19 protein-coding genes and 1 pseudogene are annotated in these 21270 nt (G+C 38.4%); 15 read left to right on the top strand and 5 right to left on the bottom strand.

What is annotated here, in order from left to right; all coding sequences use genetic code 11:
- Positions 1-10: 10 nt before the first annotated feature.
- On the bottom strand, positions 11-1864 hold the full coding sequence (locus BrL25_RS24310; protein ID WP_018670606.1) for an ATP-binding protein: 1854 nt from the start codon (positions 1862-1864) through the stop codon (positions 11-13).
- 22 nt (positions 1865-1886) lie between these two features.
- The gene (locus tag BrL25_RS24305) at positions 1887-2885 is read right to left on the bottom strand and encodes a BMP family ABC transporter substrate-binding protein (RefSeq protein WP_018670607.1); all 999 of its coding nucleotides are present in this window, start codon (positions 2883-2885) and stop codon (positions 1887-1889) included.
- Between the two features lie 332 nt (positions 2886-3217).
- On the opposite strand from BrL25_RS24305, the gene BrL25_RS24300 reads away from it, so the two are divergent.
- The gene (locus tag BrL25_RS24300) at positions 3218-4915 is read left to right on the top strand and encodes a M3 family oligoendopeptidase (protein WP_018670608.1); all 1698 of its coding nucleotides are present in this window, start codon (positions 3218-3220) and stop codon (positions 4913-4915) included.
- A 140-nt stretch (positions 4916-5055) separates the two neighbouring features.
- On the opposite strand, the gene BrL25_RS24295 is transcribed toward BrL25_RS24300, so the two are convergent.
- Both BrL25_RS24295 and BrL25_RS24290 read right to left on the bottom strand, forming a co-directional pair.
- Positions 5056-5364, bottom strand: a complete 309-nt coding sequence (locus BrL25_RS24295) for a protein YxiS (RefSeq protein ID WP_018670609.1) — start codon at positions 5362-5364, stop codon at positions 5056-5058.
- A 19-nt stretch (positions 5365-5383) separates the two neighbouring features.
- Positions 5384-6088 (bottom strand): SprT-like domain-containing protein, encoded by a 705-nt coding sequence (locus BrL25_RS24290; protein WP_026315069.1) that lies wholly within the window; start codon positions 6086-6088, stop codon positions 5384-5386.
- A gap of 191 nt (positions 6089-6279) precedes the next feature.
- On the opposite strand from BrL25_RS24290, the gene BrL25_RS24285 reads away from it, so the two are divergent.
- The 13 genes from BrL25_RS24285 (at position 6280) to BrL25_RS24225 (ending at position 17075) form a co-directional block, all read left to right on the top strand.
- Entirely contained in the window at positions 6280-6684 is a 405-nt protein-coding gene (locus BrL25_RS24285) for a DUF2203 domain-containing protein (RefSeq protein WP_018670611.1), read from the top strand.
- A 255-nt stretch (positions 6685-6939) separates the two neighbouring features.
- The gene (locus BrL25_RS24280) at positions 6940-8007 is read left to right on the top strand and encodes an ATP-binding protein (RefSeq protein WP_018670612.1); all 1068 of its coding nucleotides are present in this window, start codon (positions 6940-6942) and stop codon (positions 8005-8007) included.
- 130 nt (positions 8008-8137) lie between these two features.
- Positions 8138-9073, top strand: coding sequence for a S66 peptidase family protein (locus tag BrL25_RS24275; RefSeq protein ID WP_018670613.1), 936 nt, complete (start codon positions 8138-8140; stop codon positions 9071-9073).
- 109 nt (positions 9074-9182) lie between these two features.
- Complete coding sequence (gene deoD / locus BrL25_RS24270) at positions 9183-9893, top strand: purine-nucleoside phosphorylase (protein WP_018670614.1); 711 nt, start codon at positions 9183-9185, stop codon at positions 9891-9893.
- A 127-nt stretch (positions 9894-10020) separates the two neighbouring features.
- Positions 10021-10200, top strand: coding sequence for a hypothetical protein (locus tag BrL25_RS24265; RefSeq protein ID WP_018670615.1), 180 nt, complete (start codon positions 10021-10023; stop codon positions 10198-10200).
- A 157-nt stretch (positions 10201-10357) separates the two neighbouring features.
- A complete protein-coding gene (locus BrL25_RS24260; protein ID WP_018670616.1) occupies positions 10358-10855 on the top strand; it encodes a hypothetical protein in 498 nt (165 codons plus the stop codon).
- 251 nt (positions 10856-11106) lie between these two features.
- A complete protein-coding gene (locus BrL25_RS26085; RefSeq protein ID WP_236847756.1) occupies positions 11107-11247 on the top strand; it encodes a hypothetical protein in 141 nt (46 codons plus the stop codon).
- Positions 11248-11292: 45 nt separating this feature from the next.
- On the top strand, positions 11293-11487 hold the full coding sequence (locus BrL25_RS24250; protein ID WP_018670618.1) for a hypothetical protein: 195 nt from the start codon (positions 11293-11295) through the stop codon (positions 11485-11487).
- 491 nt (positions 11488-11978) lie between these two features.
- Complete coding sequence (locus BrL25_RS24245) at positions 11979-12368, top strand: VOC family protein (RefSeq protein WP_018670619.1); 390 nt, start codon at positions 11979-11981, stop codon at positions 12366-12368.
- 274 nt (positions 12369-12642) lie between these two features.
- Complete coding sequence (locus BrL25_RS24240; RefSeq protein ID WP_018670620.1) at positions 12643-13812, top strand: FAD-dependent monooxygenase; 1170 nt, start codon at positions 12643-12645, stop codon at positions 13810-13812.
- An 86-nt stretch (positions 13813-13898) separates the two neighbouring features.
- Entirely contained in the window at positions 13899-14849 is a 951-nt protein-coding gene (locus tag BrL25_RS24235; RefSeq protein WP_026315070.1) for a pyridoxal-phosphate dependent enzyme, read from the top strand.
- 285 nt (positions 14850-15134) lie between these two features.
- Positions 15135-15908 (top strand): LolA family protein, encoded by a 774-nt coding sequence (locus BrL25_RS24230; protein ID WP_018670622.1) that lies wholly within the window; start codon positions 15135-15137, stop codon positions 15906-15908.
- Between the two features lie 201 nt (positions 15909-16109).
- Complete coding sequence (locus BrL25_RS24225) at positions 16110-17075, top strand: YpdA family putative bacillithiol disulfide reductase (protein WP_018670623.1); 966 nt, start codon at positions 16110-16112, stop codon at positions 17073-17075.
- A 99-nt stretch (positions 17076-17174) separates the two neighbouring features.
- On the opposite strand, the pseudogene BrL25_RS24220 reads toward BrL25_RS24225, so the two are convergent.
- Positions 17175-18552 (bottom strand): annotated as a pseudogene (locus BrL25_RS24220) (MFS transporter).
- 295 nt (positions 18553-18847) lie between these two features.
- Here BrL25_RS24220 and BrL25_RS24215 point away from each other — a divergent pair.
- Entirely contained in the window at positions 18848-21268 is a 2421-nt protein-coding gene (locus tag BrL25_RS24215) for an exo-beta-N-acetylmuramidase NamZ domain-containing protein (RefSeq protein ID WP_018670624.1), read from the top strand.
- Positions 21269-21270 lie beyond the last annotated feature (2 nt).

The raw sequence follows: 21270 nt of genomic DNA, 5'->3' as shown, positions 1-21270 counted from the left end.
GAATTTCTCACTACTCATTATGGTCTGATCCTTCATTCTTTTTTGATTGGTGGGGAAGGTCAATCGTAATGGTAGTACCTTTGCCTAATTTGCTCTCTATCTGCATTTCTCCACCATGATTGCTAACAAGACGCATTGTAATAGGCAAACCTAAACCGGTTCCTCCTTCTTTTACAGAGAAGAAAGGATCCATCACACGTGATAGATACTCATCAGGGATACCGTTTCCGGTATCAATAATGCGAATACGTACACCTGATGTTGTTTCGGTACAAACAACTTTTAGTTGGCCCCCTTGAGGCATTGCCTCCATGCTATTTTTCATTAAATTTAACAAAACTTGCTTCATTTGCTCCTGATCAACATAAAGAGAAATGGTTGGAGGACAAATAAATTTCATCTCAATTCCATGCAGAAGAGCTTCTCCCTTAGTTAAGGTAAAGATGGAGTTCAATAGCTCTAAGGCAGGAATTTCACGATTTATAGGCGTTGAGGGTTTTGACAAGAGCAACATTTCTGTAACGATTTTGTTCACACGCTCAATTTCTTGTAGGACAAGTGCCAAGTGGTATTTTTTACGTTCTTCCTTTGTGAGCTTTTGTTGTAATAGCTGAATAAATCCGTAGATTACTGTCAGAGGGTTACGAATTTCATGAGCGGCTCCAGCAGCTAATTGTCCGACTAAAGCCAGTTTTTCTGATTGATTAATATATTGTTGTACCTGTTCTTGTTCGGAAATATCGGATAAAACAACCATCCATCCCATATTTCCTTGATCGCTATCACGCAGGGGTACATAGGAAACTAAACCAAGGAAAGGTGAGTTATTCTTATGTAATAGCTCCATTTTTTTATTCTCAAACCAAACCGAATCACAATTAATGCTAGGATCATCTTTTGATACCCAGACTTGTGGAGTCACTGTGCGTGGATATGATTCTTCATCTAGTTGCACTAATTCTAAGGCTTTGCGATTAATATAAACTTCACCAGTAACAAAATGGCGGGTAATAATCCCTACAGGTAAGGAATCAAGAATCTGTTCTCGAACATGCTTTTCTTGGGCTAAAATTTGATTTTGACGTTCCCCTTGTTGAAAGAGAATGGAAATGTTACGCGACATCTTATTACATTCTTGTGCTAGTTCATAAAATTCATCGCGTACACTGTACGTAATTTGTTGACCAAAAGTCCCATGCGAAACCTCTCGCACTTGTCTCAGGAGCGACCGGATAGGACGCATTAGTTCTTTTCGGAAGTAGAGTGTACAAAATAAGCCGAACAAGATAGAGGCTACCGAAATGGTATATGTAATAATCAGTGAAAATTTTAATCGCTTGCTACTGTTTAGCACTTCTTCTGATGTTTTCGTTTCAATTGTTCGTAAGGATAAACTGACGAATTTCTCTAAATAAGCAATTTTGGGGTCTACCTCTGTGGTCAAAACGAAGGTAACAGCATCTACATTGTTAGCCTTGAGTAATGGATCTACTTTATTTAGAAAAATAAGATCTAATTCATGAATGAGGTCGATGATTTGGAAAAATTCCTTGTTTTCCTCATTTCGTTTTAACATTGTAAACGTATCTCGTAGCTCAAATACCGTATAGTATTTTTCCAGATAGTTCGGTTCACGAGTTGATACATACATTTGTAAGGCAAACATCTTGGTATACAATTGATTTTTTAGTTCTAATAAAGCATTGGTTTGCGGAACAACCTTTTGCGTTAAATGAGATTCCTCAGAGGTTACCTTGGTGATCTGATAACTATTAAGAATTGCAACGGAGCCAATGAGAAGCATCATCACAAAGTAACTTAACATCATTTTCATCTGAAATCCCATGTTGCGAAAAGGGGACATTAATATCCCTCCTAAGCCATTATCAATGGGCATTGGCTCGTTTTAATTTTTCTATGGTATGATTCATTTCCATTTGGACGGAGACAGGAACCATCTTTCCATAAGGACCTAAACAATTAACGTTTTCATTAAGCCCATACAACACAGTACCACTTTGAAGCTTTTTTTGAAGATATTGTTCAATTAAGGTTGTATAAATTTGTTCTACGTCTTGCACGAGGCTAGAAATTACATGGTTCGGAGCTAAGAAACGCTGGTCACTAATATATCCGATAGCTAGGACATTTCGCTTTTGCACCTCATTTATTACTTGTAAATTAATACTATCTCCGGCAGAGTAAATCACATCAGCTTTATGCTTAATCATTAAGTTACGAGCTGCTTTGACTGCAGCCTTCGTATCATTGTAATCGGGTATAAACTTGATCAAAGCTCTTGCGGAAGGATCTGTTTCTTTAACTCCACGTTCTAATCCCTTAGCAAGTGGCTTATCATTGGGCATATCTGCAACGATAAAGCCCACTGTTTTTGTTTTGGACATCAGTGTAGCCAGCTTACCAATAATATATCCCGCTGGTTCCATATCAAATTGAATGACTGTTTGATTTGGATAATGGGCAGTTCCATTGAGAGTGACAAAACGTGTGTTCGGATAAATTGCAGCTACTTCTGTAAATGGTTCTGAGAAAACAATTCCGTGACCCATAATTAAATCATAACCTGAATCTGCTAGGTTGGACGCGACTGCCTTAATTTTATGTCGATCCACTTCTTGCACGATCTCTAGGTCAAAATGGTACTTGTCTTGTAGTTTATACATAGTCTGTAATGCTGCACTATTCCATGCTTGATCGAAAGTAGGACCTTCTAAAATTAAAGCAATTTGGTGCTCGGCTACATTTTTTCGTGTGAACTCTTGAATTTGTTTCATATTTAAAAGAAACTGAAAGGTTAGGAGCAAAAGTAACCAGATTACCAAAGCTCCAATAATGTAGACGAAACCCTTGGATTGTTCGGTCACTTCATTTCCTCCCATAGGTGACATATACCATAATTGAACATTAGTTCTCATTTGCAAGATTCGACAAATAATAACAATTTCCTGCTTGGTTTAATCATACATATTAATAACATAAAAGATGTTTTTTTGAAATAAGTAAATTTTATCCTTTGAAAGTATAAATTGTAAGAAAAAACGAGAGATAGGCTAAATGATACAAATATATCAGGAAAATAGACATATTGAAATAAATTTTTGCTAATGGTAGTCAGTTTAATGTGATCCTAACAAAAAAAGCAGGAGTTTTCCTTTCAAAAACGAATCCAAATAGATAAGGGGGGAGATAACATACCATGTTACAATTTAAGAACTTTCCATATGAACGAATTGATATGTCACAATTAAAATATGAATTTACTGAACAGTTGAATAATTTTACAGAAATGAGTACTTATGAACAAGAAGAGGCAGCCATAACCGCCATACTCGCCTTACAGCGTAAATTCCTTACCGCTTGGAGCATTGCTAGCAATCGTTTTTGTATGAACACGGAAGATGATTTTTATAAGAAAGAACAAGAATTTTACGATGAGCAGGTTCCGTACTTTGATGAGTGGAAGAACCAATATTATCGTGCCATCTTACATTCTCCCCACAGAGAGAAGCATGAGCAAAAGTGGGGTAAGGTTTATTTTGCATTGGTAGAAAAGCAAATGAGTACCTTCTCTCCAGATGTTCTTTATGATCTGCAAGAGGAGAATAAATATTGTAGTGAATATGTAAAATTGATAGCAAGTGCGAAGGTTGAATTTGAGGGTAAGGAGCTATCCTTACCAGAGCTGGGACCTTATCAGCGATCAACTGATCGGGATATCCGTAAAAAAGCTATTGAAACAAAATATCAATACTTAAAAGATCATGAAGCAGAACTAGATCAAATTTTTGACAAGCTTGTTCAAATCAGAACGACCATTGCTCATAAACTAGGCTTTCCTTCGTTTGTGGAGCTAGGCTATGCTCGTATGCAGCGAATTGACTATGATCAAGAGATGGTTAGCGTATTCCGTGAACAAGTGAAAAAGCAGATTGTACCGGCTGTGAATCGCCTTAAAGAACGCCAACGACAACATATTGGAGTCTCGACTTTAACTTATTATGATGATCCTTTGTTGTTTCCTTCTGGGAATCCAGTACCAAAGGGGGACCCAGAGTGGATTTTAGAAAACGGGAGAAGAATGTATAAGGAGCTATCATCTGAGACGAACGAGTTTTTCCAAATGATGGTAGATAGAGGCTTGCTTGACGTGTATAGTAGAAAAGGCAAGGCAGCAGGTGGCTACTGTGATTATTTTCAGGATCAACAAGTTCCATTTATTTTTGCCAACTTTAATGGAACCTCACACGATGTTGTTGTACTAACACATGAGGTAGGCCATGCCTTCCAAGCTTATTCAAGTAGACACATTTCAATGCCTGAATGCATCTTCCCAACTAGTGAATCAGCTGAGATTCACTCCATGAGTATGGAATTTTTAACATGGCCATGGATGCCTCTCTTTTTTAAAGAAGACGCTGAGAAATTTAAATATGAGCATGTACATGATAGCCTTTCCTCTATTCTATATATTTGCATGGTGGATGAATACCAGCATTATGTATACGAAAACCACACGGCGAGCGTGGAGGATCGTAAACAGGCTTGGCGGCAGCTAGAACGGGAGTACCGTCCTTATTATAACTTTGAAGAGAATGATTATTTGGATCGAGGAAACTACTGGCACCAGCAGCGTCATATCTTCAAGTTTCCATTCTATTATATTGATTATGGTCTTGCCCAGATCTGTGCCTTCCAGTTTTGGCAATTAGCTAATAAAGATCGAGAACAAGCATGGAAAAACTACTTGCGTATTTGTGAGGTAGGAGGTAGCAAAAGCTTTACGGAGATCGTGGAGCTAGCAGGGCTACATTCACCATTTAAGGCAGGCTGTTTTGATTCAGTAGTTCAGGACATAGTAGACTGGTTAGAACAAGCCAATTATGAAAATATGTAAGAATGTAGTAGTATATGAATAGAATGACCGGGTGTACGCGACAAGCTACTACGTACGCCCGATCATCCGTGATCTTCAAACATTCAGGTTTCAACTCATAATAAGCACGCTTTTCCGTATATTGGTAATGAGTCATCTTCTTAGCTTTTTTGTTTTGCTAGTCTCTCTATCTCCTCATTCACCACATAAGCGAGATCGTCATTTTCATACATGGTTAACATTGCTAGTAGGGTTTCATTTTCAATGGTGCCAGCTTCCTCCTCGGGAACAGTTAGCTCCATTATTTGGTTAAGTAACGGATTTTGACCTTGCTTGGGATAAGCCCTTTGATATAGCTCATGTGGGTCAAGCCTATGATTCACGCACCATTGTGCAAAGACAAGAATCATCATATGTTCATCATGTTGATATTGTCGGATGATCTGTTCCTCTATTTCTTTACGGCTCATTTTATTTTCTCCTTTACGATTACACTTCTACTTGTACAAGACGCCCATCAGGCAAACGGATAACATACTCTTTACATACAAGTGTTGCTTTACAACAAGGGCTTTTATCCTTTTTACGCGCTTTTTTTAAAATATCTGCCTTTGTGCCGCACTCGGAACAGTATGTCTGATATCCTTCCAACATTTTAACCGCAAACAATGGAGCTCCTATACGCCTACATTCGGCTACGAACTCTGGTGTACCATCTGCAAAGGGCTTTTTTTGCAAGCACAGGTGGTAATGAACAAGCTCATGTTTGAGAGTGGCTATGACATGCTGGGCACCAAATTGGTTGTATTGCCACAGACTTTGTACAATTTTAATAGGCTTTTGATGTGTTCGCTCAAATATAAACCTTCCTGCGGCATCCTTTACCGATTTATCCCATTCGATAGGGATTTTACAAGGTCGGCCAAAATATTGAAGGCTTAATTGATTACCAATTTGATACAATTCCATTGAGGAAGAGGTGTCAATTCTCCAAACGGAACGCTCTTGAAAGCTGGTAGAATGTGATAAAGATTGTTGTTTTTCTTTTGTAAACTGTTTTATTTGCTGAATCAATTCATAAACGTCCTGATAGGAGAGTTTCTCCAATATCAGCTCACGTTTTGGGTCAACAACAAAAAGATGGGCGTATAAATATTTTAACATGAGGGCGGTTGGTTTTTGGTTACTATTCATACCTCTATTGTAGCGAGAGAAAAACAAAGATGGCAAGAAAAAATAACTACTTTTAGAGACGAGGTATTTACAGTTCTTTGGATTACATTAGAAGGCGTTTTCATGTAAAATATTTAGAAGAAAAATGAATAATGTGATAAGTCTGTTGTTATTTATAAGTAAATTTATAGCGTAGAAGGGAGAAAGTCTGTATGAGTAAAAAATACTTTAGTCTAGATGAAGCGAATGAATATATCCCGTTTCTAGAAAAAGAGCTCCTTTTTTTACGAGATCAAAAGCGCGAAATTTCTGAGAAATACCACCGTTTACAAATTGTTAAAAGCCATGTTGACCATATTGGGATTAATGACTTCGCCGATCATGAGGCTTTTGAATTAGAATGTCAGTTGGAATTTTTGCATATGGAGTATACCATGCATGCTGAAGCGATTGAAAAGCATGGTATGAAGGTTAAAGAAGTAGAGCTTGGGTTGGTGGATTTTCCAGCTATTCTAGATGGAGTAGAGGTATATCTCTGTTGGAAGTTAGGAGAGGGGAGTGTTAGCCACTATCATGGAGTGGAAGAAGGATTTCTCGGTAGAAGAAAAATTTCGTAGTTTCTACTCGGTTTCTTCTTCGTCTATGAATCAGAACTAACTCATAATACAAACGAGGGATGAGCTGAAGAAATATGCTTGTCCCTTTATTTTATTTAGCTTTAGATCGCTGTTCTTTTCATATACAAAAGACTAGTCATGTTTTTGCAGTTTAACAAAAACTGGTTGCAAGAAAATGTATATATAGGGTCGAATGTAAGAGGAGGATGTTTTTTAGTAGACAATTAAGGATCGCAAAGCTGGAGAGGGAAAACAATGCAGACTGAGTTAGCCACGTTTTCATTTCTGATGAACCAAGTAAAAGACATTATCTACTTGATAAAAGTAACAGCAGATCATCAATTTGTTGTGTTGCAGGTAAATGAAGCATTTTTAGAAGCTACTGGATATAAATATGAGGAAATTGTTGGGAAAAAAGTACAAGCATTCCTCAAAGAAGAATTAGTGCTCTTTTCTGTGGATAAATGCCAAGAAGCCGTACAACAGCAATCTACAGTCGAATATGAAGAAAGCCTGAACGCTCCGTTTGGTACATCTACGTACGAAATTGCCTTACATCCCATCCAGCAAGTAAACTCAACTCAGTTTGTAATAGGGATTGTACGCAACATTACAGAACGTAGATTAATAGAAGAAAAATTGTGTAAATCTGAGAAGCTATGGGTAGTAGGCCAGCTTTCAGCTGCCATTGCTCATGAATTACGTAATCCCTTAACCTCTTTAAAGGGTTTTCTTAAATTAATGGAGAAGCAAATGGAAAACAGGGATGAGGGGATAAAGAAGTATTTACAGATCATGGGGGGAGAATTCGAGCGAATCGAACAGATTGTTGATGGATTTATGCAGCTGTCTTTACCAGAACCTATACAACGTGACTTTCTATACCTCCCAAGCCTTGTAGAGGAAGCGATTGAGCTGTTCTATGAAGAAAATCAATCACTAATCCTAGATATCCAGATTGATTTTCATTTCTATGGAGAAATACCCATGGTTAGCTGTGATCGCGATTTAATGAAGCGAGTTTTACTCCACCTTTTCATGAATGCAGCCGAGTCAATGCCTGATGGGGGAGATATTTTTTTGACGGTGTATGTAAATGAGTTAGAGGTATGTATAGCAGTAGTGGATGAAGGTATCGGCATTGAAGAAGAACGCTTACAGCGATTGGGAGAACCCTTTTATTCGACGAAAGAAAAAGGAACAGGATTGGGACTTACTATGTGTTATCAAGTTGTGAAACAACACCAGGGGAGAATTATGATTCATAGTCAGGAAAAGGAAGGAACGATTGTTACCATTGCCCTTCCCATAAATCCTTTATAAAAATTCGACTTTTTGAAAAGATAGGTAAAGATTCATTAAAGAAGAGGGATAAGAAGCTTGATACAGCTCATACGTATAGAAAATGAGTTTGAAAAATAACCATGCATCAGACAACTAGGGGGAGTCGTACATGAATAAAGGACGTACATTACAAGTTGGAGATTGTGTTGGGTTACTAGCTCCCGCAAGTCCAGTAGAGAGTGATCGAGTAGAGAAAGCGATACAAGAGGTAGAAGCAATGGGATTACGTGTTAAAGTAGGGCCTAGTAGCTACCGATCCTTTGGCGGATATCTGAGTGATACACCGGAAAATAGGACTTGTGAATTGGAGAATATGTTTAGCGATCCCGAGGTGAATGCGATTTGGTGTCTGAGAGGAGGCTATGGTACACCACAACTTTTAAACTTATTAGATTACTCTATTATAGCAGAGAATCCAAAGCTATTTATTGGCTATAGTGATATTACAGCTTTGCATACGGCATTTATGCAAGAGGCTTGTTTAGCCACCTTACATGGTCCAATGGCAGCAGTAGAACCAGTTAATGGTTTTAATCCCCTTTCCAAAGGGTACCTAGAACGGGTACTTTTTTGTGCAGAGCCATTGGGTGAAATTGTAAACCCGCCTGAGATAGCTACTCGTTGTCTTGTGCCTGGTGAAGCTTCTGGCGCTATTGTAGGGGGAAATCTAAGCTTAATTTGTGCGACGTTAGGAACAGAATACGAGCTTGATACGACCAATAAAATTTTATTTTTGGAAGATATAGATGAAGAGCCATCTCAAGTGGATCGCATGTTAACTCAGTTAGCTTTAGCAGGAAAATTCTCCGATGCAAATGCAATCGTCTTAGGCTCATGGGAGGCCTGTTTGCCAAAAGAGGGGAAAGAAAGCTTTACGGTGGAGGAGTTATTTGAAAGAATTATTGTTCCCTTTCAGAAACCTACATTAGCCAATATGCAAATCGGACACGATTCCACTAATCTCCCTTTGCCATTAGGTGTAAGAGGTACTGTTATCTCTCATGAAGGAATACTCTGTGTGGAAGAAAGTCTAACGATAGAATGAGGATTGTGAGAATTTAGCTATGATATGTAAGTAGGATAGGGTATAATACGGGAGGCGTCTCTTTTGATGCCCGTCCAACTATCTCTTACATAACTGGAGGGACACGAACATGAGTGTACATATCGAAGCTAAAGAAGGCCAAATTGCAGAATCAATTTTATTACCAGGTGACCCATTGCGTGCCAAATACATTGCTGAAACATTCTTGGAGAATCCAGAGTGCTTTAATAATGTTCGCGGTATGTTAGGATTTACAGGTACTTATAAAGGAAAACGTGTTTCTGTTATGGGAACAGGAATGGGTGTACCATCTATTTCTATCTATGTTCATGAATTAATTAATTCATATGGCGTGAAAAATTTGGTTCGTGTAGGTACATGCGGTGCGATCCAAAAAGACGTAAAGGTTAGAGATGTCATCATTGCGATGTCTTCCTCTTCAGACTCTGCCGTTAACAAAGTACGCTTTAACAATATCGATTACGCACCAACAGCTAACTTTGACTTGTTGAAAAAAGCGTATGACGTAGCGACTGAACGTAACATGCCGACTAGAGTTGGTAACGTATTTACAAGTGATTCATTCTACAATGATGATGCGACTCGTCTGCCAAAATTGGCTGAATACGGAGTCCTAGCGGTTGAAATGGAAACAACTGCGCTGTACACAATCGCAGCAAAATTTGGAGCTCGTGCGTTGTCTGTCCTCACAGTAAGTGATCATATTTTGACAGGTGAGGAAACAACAGCTATGGAGCGTCAAACTACCTTTAACCAAATGATTGAAGTTGCATTGGAAGCAATTATTGCAGAAGCGTAAGAAATTGTTATAGTCGTCCTGCCTGTTTAATCGGGCGGGACTATTTTTTTACTTAAAAATGTTTCAAACTACATAAAAGCGGTTACAACCAATATGTGGAATTTAAAACACAGGGAGATGGTCATAGTTGATAGCTCAACTAATCGAGCAAACCGAGCGTGCAGAGAAACAATTAGAGCGTATTCGTCACAGGCTTTTGGGCATTCATCAACGATTAGATAGTACCGAAAACCGTTTATCGAAAATTCGGAGTCAACTAGTAACCATCGACCAGCGCTTAACTAACATTCAAAAAGGCTGTAGTTAACTTATTAAAATTCCACAAAAATAAGCCTTATCTGCAAAAAAGATAGGGCTTACTACTTTTATAAAGGTGATAAACTGTTCCTAGACAGAATTGGGTTTGAAAGTACAAAACAATGATTATACTGTTTCATACATATGAGTAGCAGGAGGAGAATCGTATGTATGTTCAGCTACAAAAGGATGCTCAAGGGCAGTTGGAAATCATTGTGCTGGGTGAAAAGGTACAACTAGATAGTAATAATGTAGCCCTTCTTTCTGGGCGTTGGGCAGAAGCATTAAAGCCTAGTGATTTGCCCAATGGCATTTCATTTCGTTTGGTAGGAGAATTAAGTAATGGACTCGGATTTTTTAAAGAGGATCACGTTACCTTTTCCAGAGGGAAGAATAGGACGAGTCTTGAATTTAAGGTAAGTTCGATTTACTACTATCATGAATGGGACGGTATGTTTTCATTAGATGATACCATTTTGAAACGTAAGCTTGTATTACAACAATCAGATCAATTTACGTTTATTGCACACGTGAAAAAAGAGAAATGCACTCATTTACGCTTTTACTTTGAGCTAGAATCGACAGAGGATCAGTCTTTGGTAGAAATACTAGAGATGGCCATGATTCGTTTGAGTTGTTTAGAAGGATATGGATATAAAATGTGAGACCCAGAAATGCTGGGTCTTTTTTTTGAGGAAAAAGGCTCAATTTGTATGCTTGTACGGTTCCAAAGAAATTATTTTTTAATATATTACTGGTGTATGGCAAGCATTTGTAAAATTTTCTGTGCCATGGTTATTTTGTTATAGAGAGGTGCTATAAGATGGAACTTTGCCGATTTTTTTGCAGATTGCTTGGTTACAAATCTTGTATTCCTCCGCTGAGAAACGTATGTAACAGGTTCCTAAATGTAGAGGTGGATATCACAACGACAGCGGGTGAAATTGTTATTTTTGTTGTAGAAGTTGGAAGTGGTTTCGTGAAAGGAATTGATTCGAGTAATCATATTGTGCTGATACCCTATACAGCTGTGCTAGCTATTCGACCAGCTAGCTAACGACAAACCATTGAAGATCATTCTCTTAAGAAAGGGGTTACAGCAATGCTTAGAAAAGAGCTAGAAGATTATGTGGGCTTTGAAGTACAGGTCCATGTGTTACAGCGTATTATTAATGGGATCTTGCGAGATGTAACGAATGCTACTGTAACGGTCAGGACACTAGATAGTCCCGGTTATGATGAGTATGTGGATGTCGAAGTGCCTATTTTGAATATCTCCTATGTAACCATTCTTTAGGTCATGAAAACACACTCGCTTTTTAATAGTATTCCAGTCCAAAATGAAGAAAAGCATTGCTCTGATTAGTAAAAAAACGTCATCTCCCCGTGGTGGCTTTTATCAGGGTGATCTTATTGTCAAGATTCCGTATGTAAAGCTTTAAACACTCGCTGGATTAGCGGGTGTTTTTTTATAGGGATGGTTTGACTGACCTAATTGCTTGGAATGTGATTTCAAGCTCTCTTGGTAGCGTAATACAAAGTACAAAAATGATCTGTAATTTTAATTTGTCTGTGGATGTATGTATAATCTGCTTGTTTTTAAACAAATATATTTTAAAAGTATAAAATGTCTTGATTTTATAAATATTTTTATTTAAAATGTCTGTAAGTCACAATTTCCTTTTTTTGCATAAGAACTATATATTTTCCAAAAGAAAGGAGGGTTTTGTATAGTTTGGTCTACTTGAAAAGGTGATGAAAGTGCAAGTAAATTAGGGAGGGATTTAGATGAAAAACTGGGTTCAGTTCAGAATAGCAAGACCAACAGATAAATTTGAAGAGGTTATCAGCTTTTATGAAACAGGTTTAGGGTTAAAACGGATAGGTAGTTTTGAAAATCATGAAGGGTATGATGGAATCATGTTTGGGTTACCTGATGCAGAATATCATTTAGAATTTACCAAGCATGTGAACGGAAGCCCTTGCCCAGCTCCAACAAAAGATAATTTACTGGTATTTTACATGCCTGATATAAATGAAATTCAGAAAATTACCGCTAGATTGCAGTCTATGGGCTATTATGCGGTGGAACCAGAGAATCCTTATTGGAAAGAAAAAGGTACTACCATAGAAGATCCTGATGGATGGAGAATTGTATTAATGAATGCAGCAGAGTAAGAGGCTGAGAAACGTTTACTTTAACCTTCACCTAACAAATAACAGTTCAGAGGATGTAACAGCATACGTTTAGTACGGATTTGTAGAGCCTGTTAGAATCACATTTTTAACAGGCTCTTTTGTATAAAATAGTGTCTGAATCTGATTTTCTGGATTTATTGCTGGTATCCATATTGATCTTCTATTTAAATACTCGTTCTTGTCATAAATTTCTATATGTAACAAGAATAAGTGATAATGATTTTCAATAATGTATATAGGAGGTGAATTATCCTTGAAAATTTTAATTTCGGGAAGTGGGATTGCTGGGTTAACATTGGCTAATTGTCTTTTATCTTATGGTTATCAACCTGTTGTTATTGAAAAAGCCAGTTCTTTTCGATCTATAGGTTCGGTTATTAGTTTACGCGGTGACGCCCTTTTTGTTTTAAGTAAACTAGGCTTACTAGAACATGTGAAAAAATGTGGGGTTGTAATAGAGACAAGGCGTTTTGTTCATGCAGATGGCAGTGAGTTGAGAAATATTGACTTCAGAAAGTTTCATATACAACAAGGTGGTTCAATTGGGATTCATCGTTTTTCCTTACATCAAATCCTCTATGAGGCTATTAAAAACCAAATTGATATTAGATTTAATACTACAATTCAATCTTTCACACAATACGAAGAAAGTGTTCAGGTTTGTTTTCAAGACGGTAAGGAAGAATCTTTTGATTTCGTGTTTGGAGCAGATGGTATCCATTCCCAAATAAGAAAATTGATCATGGGCAATCAATTTGAAGAACAGCTAGATGTAGGATTTTCCGTATTTACAATTCCTAAGCCTGCACTCCTAATCAGAAATTTGGATACAAACCAAACACTAGAGTCATTAATGCCAGGTTATTATGTTCAATGTGGTATGGATGAAGAGTATGTTTGGGGAATGTTTATCTACAAACAAAAGCATCGTGAACAACTGAAGAACGTTAACAATAAAGAATTTTTGCTATCTTTATGCAAAGATATTACATGGGGCATTAAAGAGATTATTGAACAAATTGATAACCCATTAAACATCTTTCAAGATACAATGACACTCGTAAAGCCATCAAAATGGAGCCAAGGACGAATTGTATTAGTTGGCGATGCCGCTCATGCTATGACATTTATGTCAGGAACCGGTGGTGGAAAGTCAATGTTAGGCGCCTACCATTTAGTTGAGGAATTAATGAACTGCTCAACACATAATGAAGCATTTCAAAATTATGAATCCTATTTAAAGCACGCAGTTCAAAAAACACAGAAAAAATCAATCAAAGCAGCTCACTTCTCTTCATCAGACAATCGGGTTATGGTCTACTTTAAGAAAGCACTTCTTAAATATTTTCCAACCTTTCTTATGAATGCCGTGTTAAAAAATCTCTTCATCGTAAAACCACAAAATACCTCAAATACTTTGTAAATAGGGTTGGAACAGACTGTAGTGCCAGTACTTCAAAACCTAAAATTCCATAGAATGGGGAATCTGAACTAATGAACAAATATCATATGAATGTAGAGTATTTACAAGAATTTGGGAATGCAATAGGCAACACCTCTCTAATCAACATCCCTTGCCCCGCACTTCATGGAAAAATATATGCGAAGTGCGAATGGGAAAATCCAACCGGTTCTATAAAAGATAGGACAGCTTATTTTCTAATGAGAGAGTTAATTACTACTCATCTGAATGAAAACAAAGAAGAAGACTTACATGTCTTAGAATATAGTGGAGGAAGCTTAGCTGTTTCCTTAGCTGTTATATGTAAAAAACTTGAAATACCATTAACGTTAGTTCTAAGCGCTGCTTCAAGCAGAAGCTTATTAGATAAAATAGCAGCTTTGCATGCGGAGATTATCCTTGTTGATAAATCAAAGGGTTTTTGGGGCGTTATGGAAGAAACCATTAGACTTAGTAAAGAAAATCCATCGTGGTCATTTCTTTATCAACATGAAAATAAAGCGAATTTGTTGGCACATAGAATGGGGACTGGCCAAGAAATTGTCAAGCAATTAGCAGGTAAGAAGATTGATGCTTGGGTAGCTTCAGTGGGAACTGGAGGAACCTTAATAGGAGCATATGAAACAATTAAACAAACACACCCCGATGTTGAACTTCATTTGGTAACACCTGCTGAGCTTCCCTATGGAAGTGAGCAACCTCCAAACGGTTTGAAAAAATATGCAGGATCAGGCGGATTAGGGCTTGGGAAAAAACAAACCTTTGTCGCTAGCCAAGAAATGTGCATTACGAAACAATGGAGTTGTACTTTCCAAGAAACCTTAGTGGAAATGAAGAATTTTTATGAGCAAACAGGTATACGTATTGGAACATCTGCAGCAGCAAATGTAATCATTGCCAAAAAAGTAGCAAGTAAACTTGGGCCAGAATCTACTATTGTTACTGTTTTTCCAGATAAAGGATCAGCAGAAGAATGGGAAGAAGCTGATAACCTTTAAACTAGAAGGAAAGGGCCGTAATGATTAGATTGCGGGTGAGAGGAAAGGATTCGACCTACAGAAAGCATAGATTTCTGTAGGTTTTTTCTGTTCCAAAAAGAAATGAAAAAAGTTGTTATATCATGTAACATTTATCAAATGTCTCCGTCAAAGGTAATGAAACAATAAAAAAACAAATTTGCTACATGAGAGCTGAAAGGCTGATAGAGTAGAAATCATGCATTGTTTTGACTATTTATTAACAAAATTAACATTTTATATTGAGGATTCGGGAGGTTTTTACAAATGAAAAAGAAAATGATCGCAGTCGTTTTAGCGGGAGCAACCCTAGTAGCAACAGGAGCATACGCACAAGAGAGTGTATATGATAAATATGTGAAAACAAATGTTTACGATGCAAGTGGGAAGGTGATTGGGCAGACGAGAGCAGGTACTGATTCTTTACTTGAGGCGAAAAATAGTAAAATGACGATGGATCAAGTATATGAAGAGTTAATGAAAAAAATGGAGATGGTTCCACTTTATAAAGAAACAACCGTAAAACGTGATCAAAAAGGAAAGATCATAACTTCCACAGCGAAGGAATGGTATAGTCCTTTAGATAAAGGATATCGGATTGAGGAAAAAGACAATACAGGGGTTGTCACCTATAATGTATTTAATGGTAAATCCTCTCTTAGCTATCGTGAAGGTGCTAAATCAGCAAGTGAAATCACGGCTGCATCTGAACAAAAGGTAGTAAACAACGATGTTTTTTATCTACGTGAATTAAAAAACAACCACAAGCTACAATTCCTAGGGGAAGAAACCATTAACAATCGTGCAACGTATCATATCATGGCGATCCCTACTGAAAAGGATGATCTTCAAGTAGAGATGTGGATGGATAAAGAAACGGGTGTTGCCATGAAGTCAATTACAACTGTTTTTGGCTTACAAGGGATCACTGAAGTAACAAAATTAGATTTTTATCCTGAGTTTACAAAGGGATTATTTGAACTTACAATGCCTTCTGACGTAAAAGTTTACAAAGATATGCAATTCGCACCGCAAAAATAAGCAATGGATATTTGAAAACAATCTAAAAGTGTATAAAAAGTGAAGGAAACCCTTGAGTATCTCCTAGTGTAAGGTGGGACTTGAGGGTTTTTCCTATGCAGAAATACACTTGTACAACACATTCCTTGGTTTACATGACTTATAATAAAAGAAAGGATAAAAAAAGAGATGCAAAGATTCAGCTGGAAGGAGAGTTCATCTATGGAGGAAATCATTATTATTGGAGCTGGCCCATGCGGTTTGTCAGCGGCTGTAGCATTAAAAAAACGCGGAATCAATCCGCTCGTGTTGGATAAAGGAAGCTTGGTACATTCAATCTTTCGCTATCCTACCTATATGATTTTTCATAGTACCTCAGAGCTATTAGAAATTGGGCAGGTTCCCTTTACTACTCCGAATGAAAAACCGACGCGCTTGGAGGCCTTACATTACTATCGAATGGTTGCCAAGCGTTATAATATTCGCGTGCAGACCTATGAAGAAGTGGGAAAGATCGATAAAGTCGATCATCATTTTGTTGTGTCTAGCACAGATCGCTTCGGTTCCTCCAACCAATATGAAACAAAGCGCGTTGTGATCGCTACTGGTTATTTTGACAATCCTAACCGCTTAGGCGTAGCTGGAGAAGAATTGCCAAAAGTAAGTTCCTTCTATACAGAGGCTCATCCTTATGCAGGGATGGAAGTAGCTATTGTAGGGGGGAATAACTCTGCTGTGGATGCAGCTATGGATTTAGAACGGGCGGGGGCCAAAGTCACAGTGATCTGTCGTAGTGAGGAGCTTTCTTCTCGTGTGAAAGCGTGGACTCGTCCTATATTTGAAAGCTTGTGTGAAAAAGGTCGTATCAAAGTGTACTATTCTTCAGAAATCCAAGAGATTACAGATAGAATGCTGACGATAAAAAAACCTGAGGGATTTACGCAAATTCCTAATGATTTTGTCTTTAGTTTAATTGGTTATCGACCTGATCGTCAGCTGTTACAAGCTTTGGGAGTAGAGCTAAATAAAGAAACGGGAGCGCCGATATTTGATCCAGCTACTATGGAGACGAATGTTCCCGGTGTATTTGTTGCAGGAGTGATTGTCTCTTCTTTACACGCTAATGAAATTTTTATTGAAAACGGCAGGTTCCATGGCGAGGTACTAGCTGAGAGCTTGGCTACGTAATAGATGAAGTGACCTAAGTATTTGCTTATTCTAGGTTGAGAGCAGATGAGCCGAGATCCTTTGTCAGGTTATCGGCTCATCAGTCATACTAGAATTACTTTATTTTCGTTTATAAGTCAACGTGTAAATGATGACTCCAAACAATACAGAAATTGTTAAAGCAAGCGACACATTGCTGTATAAAAAAGCAGTAGAAACGGACAATGTAGGAAGTATCGGGAAATCAAGTAAGTGTTTCGATAACAGCCCACCCACAATCGCTACCCCAATTCCTTCTGATAAAAAGCAGGATAGGTTAAGCATTCCCATTCCTGCACCGGTTTCTTACAGATGCGAGTGTTTCAGCAACACTAGAGGAGATCACGGTTTTAACAAATGAGAGACCTCCAAAAGTCAGTATCAACATTACGGTTGTTAGCCATGGAGATTTATCTACGAACAATGAAATAACAAGGAAGCTTAGCACTATAAAAAAGGCTCCAAGATACAATACAAACGTATTTCCTCTTTTATCCACCAGACTTCCACCAAGGAAACCGAAGAAAATGACGCTGATCGTACCGGGAAACAGGATACCTCCGCCAATCATCCCTGTTGACAAATGATATACATCCCTCATCATATAAGGAACCATCGAAATAAAGCCAGCAACGGTACCTAATAGAATACCTCCTACCAAAACGCCCATCAAAAACATCCGATTTCCAAACAAAGAAGGTTCAATAAAAGGTTGTTTCGTACGACGGATATACAGAGAAAATATCAAAAGCACGACAACGCTGATTAGTAAATAGAACCAGCTATTTACCACTGAATATAAGGTAAACAATACAATCCCAATGGATAGCAATACTGCTCCAAGTACGTCCACTTTTTCCTTACGTGAAGGTTCGTTCGGTAGTACTTGTATAAGGAACGAGAGTGAGATCAATGTGATTATAGGGAGAACAAAAAGGAGAGACCAGTGGAAATGATGCGAAATAGTTCCACCGATTGCAGGTCCAATTCCCTCGCCAAAGGCAACCATAGAGCCGATCATACCAAAAGCCCTGCCCCGACTTTCTGCATTGATATACCTTGCAACAATCACCATGAATATAGCTGGTACCGCAGATGCTCCAGCTCCCTGAATGGCACGTGCAACAATAACAGCAGGAAAATATGCTTGTGCTAGTAAACCAAAGAGTGAACCCCCACTGTAAATCAAAAGGCCAATAATTAGTAACTTCTTAACCCCATACGTATCAGAGATTTTGCCATATACGGCAGATCCGATAGCAAAAGCGATCATGAAGCTCGTATTGATCCAGTTTACATAAGAGGGCTGAAGACCATATTGTTGGGCAATATCAGGGAGTGATACATTAAACACTGTTTCATTAAAAACGCTAAAAAAGGCAAGAAAGCTAAGCCACAAGAGTATTTTTTTTGCGTTTCCAAAGGTGTGGATTGGTAGATCAGCTTCTAGGTCAGTCATTGCGTTGCTTCTTAATTCATTTCCATCTTTTTTCACCAAATGATGCCCCTTCCCTAAGTAAAGGGGAATCGCGCAGGTTACAGGGCAAATGATGCGTTTTCCCCTTGGATTTTTTGCGCCCGAATCATTACTGTGAACTTCATATAAACGCCTCCTAAAAAAATATATGTAACATTATATCATAAATAATTTTTGAATTGCCTTAATTTGTAAAACTAAATCTAAAGAGTCTTTTCATCTAATTTTTGTCATTTATTTCAGCCTTGAGGGTAGACTACAAGGCGAGGTGATGGAAGTGGGTAGCCAAAAGTTGCGAGCCATACGTCTTCAAGCTAGAAGTACCTATGTGTTCGTTTGCTTGCTTTTGTGGGTCAGTCTTGTTAATGGGAGCTCCTCTATCTTAGCTCATGAAACAAAGGTAAAGCAGGTGAATCAAGTTATTGCTGGTATTGATGTTCTCTTATTACATCCTGAGCTGTTAGCTGGTAAAAAAATTGGACTCATTACCAATCAGACGGGGGTAACCAAGGATTTGATTAATGATCTGGACGCGTTACAGCAAAAAGGTCTGAACGTAGTTGCGCTTTATGGTCCAGAGCATGGGATATGGGGGGTAAAGCAGGATGGTGAGCCAACTACATTTTCTTCTGTACCGACACATGTAAAACAACATCCTATCCCTATATTTGAACTATATCAAAAGAGACCAGAACAGATTGCTATACTTTTTGCTTCCACGGATATTCTGTTGATTGATCTACAGGATGTGGGGGTACGCTATTACACCTATGCTTCGACTCTTGCTTATGTATTGGAGGCTGCTAAATTGGCAGATAAACCAGTCATGGTACTAGATCGTCCCAATCCGTTAGGTGGAGTTAGGATAGAGGGACCTATATTAGAAGAAAAGTGGAACTCATTTATAGGAATAATGCCTATTCCTCTGCGCCATGCAATGACGATCGGGGAGCTTGCTCTCTTTTATAATGAAGAAATTATGCCTAACAAACGTGGAGGGAAGGTCAACTTACGAGTACTTCGAATGCAAGGCTGGAAACGTGAGATGACCTGGGAGCAAACTGGACTATTATGGGTAGCTCCTTCTCCTAATCTACCTACAGTAGATTCTGCTTGGCTATATGCTGCGACGGGATTACTAGAAGGAACAAATCTTTCAGAAGGAAGAGGGACAACTCATCCATTCGAATGGATTGGTGCCCCTTTTATTGATGCACATCGATTGCGAGTAGATCTTGAAGGGGCAAATCTTCCAGGGGTAGCCATTCGCGAAGCACATATGGAGCCGATGTATGGTAAATACAAAGGACAAACCATACATGGTGTGCAAATTTATATAACAGATCGAACAGCTTATGATAGCACCTTAACGGGGCTTACATTGTTACATATTATTAGGAAACGTTACCCTCAGCATTTTAGATGGAGAGAGGATGGCTGGATTCACTATATGGCAGGTACTCGTTCCTTGCAGGAGGCAGTGGATCATTATGACTTTACCTCAAATACTCGCAATCTACAGCAGATAATTCGCACGTGGAGAGAAGCTTTACAACCTTTTGTAAAGGTGCGTCAAAAATATCTGCTTTATCGTGAAAGTGGACCAGGAAAACGCGGAGAGGGGATGAGAGATGAAGTGAATCAGGCGATTGAGAAGGCCATTGAAGACAAGATAATTCCAGGTGCCGTAGTAGCAATCGTTTCAAGAGGAAAAAGGAAAATCGAACGAGCATACGGGCATGCCTATCTATATCAAAATAAAGCTGGAAAACTAGCAGAGAAGCCCGTAAAAATGACGGAAAAACATATATTTGACATCGCTTCCCTAACAAAGTTATTTACGGCTGTGTCGGTTATGCAATTAGCAGAGAAACAAATTGTGCACCTAGATAAGCCAGTGGCTACGTATCTCCCCGATTTTGCCTGTAATGGAAAACAGAATATTACCATTCGGCAGCTTATGACCCATACATCTGGATTTGCCCCTAGTATACGACTGTATAGGATACCAGGTGATCGTGAACATCGGATGAAGGCTGTACTAATGCTTAGACTCAAAAATCATCCAGGTGAAAAAGTAGTGTATAGTGATCTCAATTATATTGTGCTGGGGTACTTGATCGAACAGTTAACGGGTAAACGTCTGGATCAATATATGCAGGAGAATCTATTTAACCCATTGGGGATGAAACATACAGGATTTTGCCCCAAAGTAGATAAGAAGAAAATCGTAGCCACTGAACAACAGCCATGGACAAAACGTGACGTCATCTGGGGAAGTGTACATGATGAGAAGGCATGGGCCTTAGATGGTGTGGCTGGACATGCTGGATTATTTAGCAATGCAGATGATCTATTACAATTTGCTACTATGATTCTTCATAACGGAAAGGGAAGTAGAAAACGAGTCCTAAGAGCAGAGAGTGTACGAGAAATGCTCTCGAATCAATTATCAAATACTTGCTCGAAACAAATGGGGCTTGGATTTGAGCGAGATCAACCCTGGTACATGGGGCATGGTTTTGTCACGCCAAGCGTAGGACATACTGGATTTACGGGCACTTCATTGTTAATAAATCAACACCAACAGTCTATCGTGCTGTTATTAACGAACCGAGTGCATCCGACAAGAGAGAAACCCTCCCTCAATGCTTTGCGCCAAAAAATTGCTACCTTGGCTGCAATAGAAGGGGAGTAATC

Origin of the sequence: Brevibacillus laterosporus DSM 25, from assembly GCF_002706795.1 — a bacterium.
Lineage (GTDB): Bacteria > Bacillota > Bacilli > Brevibacillales > Brevibacillaceae > Brevibacillus_B > Brevibacillus_B laterosporus.
This window is presented reverse-complemented; position numbering and strand designations above follow the sequence as displayed.

What these genes read in the sequence shown, in the direction of transcription:
- BrL25_RS24300 (WP_018670608.1), top strand. Translation starts at nt 3,218, where the DNA reads ATGTTACAATTTAAGAACTTTCCATATGAACGAATTGATATGTCACAA.
- BrL25_RS24230 (WP_018670622.1), top strand. Translation starts at nt 15,135, where the DNA reads ATGAAAAAGAAAATGATCGCAGTCGTTTTAGCGGGAGCAACCCTAGTA.
- BrL25_RS24225 (WP_018670623.1), top strand. Translation starts at nt 16,110, where the DNA reads ATGGAGGAAATCATTATTATTGGAGCTGGCCCATGCGGTTTGTCAGCG.
- deoD (WP_018670614.1), top strand. Translation starts at nt 9,183, where the DNA reads ATGAGTGTACATATCGAAGCTAAAGAAGGCCAAATTGCAGAATCAATT.
- BrL25_RS24280 (WP_018670612.1), top strand. Translation starts at nt 6,940, where the DNA reads ATGCAGACTGAGTTAGCCACGTTTTCATTTCTGATGAACCAAGTAAAA.
- BrL25_RS24235 (WP_026315070.1), top strand. Translation starts at nt 13,899, where the DNA reads ATGAATGTAGAGTATTTACAAGAATTTGGGAATGCAATAGGCAACACC.
- BrL25_RS24285 (WP_018670611.1), top strand. Translation starts at nt 6,280, where the DNA reads ATGAGTAAAAAATACTTTAGTCTAGATGAAGCGAATGAATATATCCCG.
- BrL25_RS24310 (WP_018670606.1), bottom strand. Translation starts at nt 1,864, where the DNA reads ATGTCCCCTTTTCGCAACATGGGATTTCAGATGAAAATGATGTTAAGT.
- BrL25_RS24275 (WP_018670613.1), top strand. Translation starts at nt 8,138, where the DNA reads ATGAATAAAGGACGTACATTACAAGTTGGAGATTGTGTTGGGTTACTA.
- BrL25_RS24260 (WP_018670616.1), top strand. Translation starts at nt 10,358, where the DNA reads ATGTATGTTCAGCTACAAAAGGATGCTCAAGGGCAGTTGGAAATCATT.
- BrL25_RS24295 (WP_018670609.1), bottom strand. Translation starts at nt 5,364, where the DNA reads ATGAGCCGTAAAGAAATAGAGGAACAGATCATCCGACAATATCAACAT.
- BrL25_RS24290 (WP_026315069.1), bottom strand. Translation starts at nt 6,088, where the DNA reads ATGAATAGTAACCAAAAACCAACCGCCCTCATGTTAAAATATTTATAC.
- BrL25_RS24245 (WP_018670619.1), top strand. Translation starts at nt 11,979, where the DNA reads ATGAAAAACTGGGTTCAGTTCAGAATAGCAAGACCAACAGATAAATTT.
- BrL25_RS24250 (WP_018670618.1), top strand. Translation starts at nt 11,293, where the DNA reads ATGCTTAGAAAAGAGCTAGAAGATTATGTGGGCTTTGAAGTACAGGTC.